Origin of the sequence: Bartonella sp. AD24XZML (assembly GCF_042196485.1) — a bacterium.
Classification (GTDB): Bacteria; Pseudomonadota; Alphaproteobacteria; order Rhizobiales; family Rhizobiaceae; genus Bartonella.
Genome location: NZ_JBHIQH010000038.1, coordinates 1 through 2,161, shown reverse-complemented (window position 1 = coordinate 2,161; position 2,161 = coordinate 1). Strand labels below are relative to the sequence as shown.

Annotated in this window: 3 protein-coding genes; all 3 read left to right on the top strand. The window is 45.3% G+C overall.

What is annotated here, in order from left to right:
- A partial coding sequence (locus ACFIMX_RS03450) for a phage tail sheath family protein (protein WP_375694036.1) occupies positions 1-1,230 on the top strand: 1,230 nt, incomplete at its 5' end.
- A 3-nt stretch (positions 1,231-1,233) separates the two neighbouring features.
- Complete coding sequence (locus ACFIMX_RS03445; RefSeq protein ID WP_375694035.1) at positions 1,234-1,752, top strand: phage major tail tube protein; 519 nt, start codon at positions 1,234-1,236, stop codon at positions 1,750-1,752.
- 41 nt (positions 1,753-1,793) lie between these two features.
- On the top strand, positions 1,794-2,161 hold a 368-nt coding region (locus tag ACFIMX_RS03440), incomplete at its 3' end, for a hypothetical protein (RefSeq protein WP_375694034.1).

The window sequence follows — 2,161 nt, the reverse complement described above, 5'->3', positions numbered from 1 at the left end:
CGTCCTTTAGCAACATTTGATCAGACCGCTATTGGTGCGGTTGTGACAGCGCCTGATGCTGACAACCAAGTTTTTCCCCTCAACGAGCCTGTGTTAGTTTTTACACATGAGGGTGAGAAAATCCAAAAGCTTGGAACAAGAGGCACAGCTCTTGACGTGATTAACGCCGTGTGCGCGCAGGGGATCGAGGCACAAATTATCCTTGTACGTGTAGAAGAAAAGTCAACCATTGCTGAGACACAAACCGAAATGGTGGGATCCAATACTCATTTGACCGGTGTGCATGCCTTAGCGCATGCGCGGGGGCATTTGGGTGTGGAACCTGGAATTCTCTTAGCACCGGCTTATAGTGCAGGGCGGATTGACAATGGCAAAAACCCTGTGGCAGACGCTTTGGAACAGGTTGCAGAAAAGCTACAAGCGATTGCGGTTTTTGATACGGGGGGTAAAAACACGCAAGAAAGTCTTGCCTATCGTGCAGATTTTTCCTCACGCTTTTGTTATTTGATTGATCCCTTTGTACGGGTGGCAAATCGTGAGGGTGGTGTTAGCATAAAACCCGCAAGTCCTTTTGCAGCAGCCATGTTTATCAAACGTGATAAGCAAAGGGGCGGTGTTTTTTGGTCTCCTTCCAACCAAGATGTGCATGGCATTTTAGGGACAGCACGCCCCATTAGCTACTTTGATGGGGAAATTGATCATGAGGCAAATCGTCTCAATAAAGCCGATATTGCCACCTTTATTCCCGCGCGCCTTAGTCAAAATGGGCAGGGAGAAGTAGCTTCCAATGGGCGCATTTTATGGGGCAACCATACCACCTCCAGTGACCCATTGTGGCGTTTTGTCAATGTGGTGCGCACCCGTGCAGCCTTGGAAAAAACCATCATTAATAATTTACGCCCTTGGGCCAATGATGAGAATCTGACTGGTCAACATGTTATTGCCATTACCCGCTCTTTGACCAGCTTTCTTGATGATATGATTGCGCGTGGTGCATTGCTTGGTGGTCGGGTTTGGTTTGACCGCGATTTAAATTCCAACAGCACTTTACAATTGGGAAAATTGCGGGTCGAGTTTGATGCAGAAGAAGTACCGCCTCTAGAAGATTTAAGCTTTGGCAGCCGGCGCAATGGAGCTTACTTTAATCGGCTTGCTGAAGATATCCAAAATAAAATGACTTATCAATTTGGCGATACGCTAGAGGGTTATCGCAAAGCAGCAAGGAGTTAAAGCATGACTTTACGCATTGTACGCGGTTTTACCTTGATTGTTGATGATGATGTGAATCTCCATCTTGATCTTGAAACCCTCAAATTACCTACGTTGGAAGAAATCACTGAAACCTATCAACCAGGGGGCTCTGATATGCAGATTGATGTGAGCGGTCTTGGTGTGAAAGCCCTTGGCTTGCAAATGAAAATCCGCAGCCATACCCCTGAGGTCATCGGTATTTTTGGTGGTCCTCCTGGTCTTCGTCATAAATTCACTGGCAAAAAACATGTCATCTCTGAAGAAGATGGGCGTGAGCATGAGCATTCTATTGATGTTACAGGGCGCTTGGTCAAAGTGGATAGCGAAGGCTTAACGGCTGGAAAAGCGACAGGCTATGATTGTGAGATCAAAAATGTTTGGGACTATACGGAATTTTGGGATGGTTCTGTTTTGCACCGCTTTTCTTTTAAACGGGGCGGTTGGCTTATCCGCAACGGGCAAGAGATCGGTTCTCGCCGCCGCTCTATTCTCAATTTATAAGCTCTCATTATTGATAGGGTTCTCATTTATAGGAATTGATCATGACAAGTTTACAAACCAGCATTGATGTAGAATTGCAGGTTCCGCTTCTTTATCAGGACAAAGGTGGTAAAGAATCTCTATGCAAGAAACTGACCTTTTATCGCCCCACTTTTAAGCATGCCAAGCAATTAGCGGTGCTCATTGGACCACAATTGACAGAGCTGCTGCTTCCTGAGTTTGGAGAGCAAAAAACCACTTTGAGCAATGATGTGCTTATCACGAAGCTTTCTCAAGTTTTGTTCACAAGTGAGGCAACAGAAGGCATCACAGCACTTTTGGCTGATATGTCACATGAATCTATTGAATTGATTGATCGAGTTGATGTGATGGATATTGTCGCAATATTGAAGGCTTTTTTTGCTTTTTT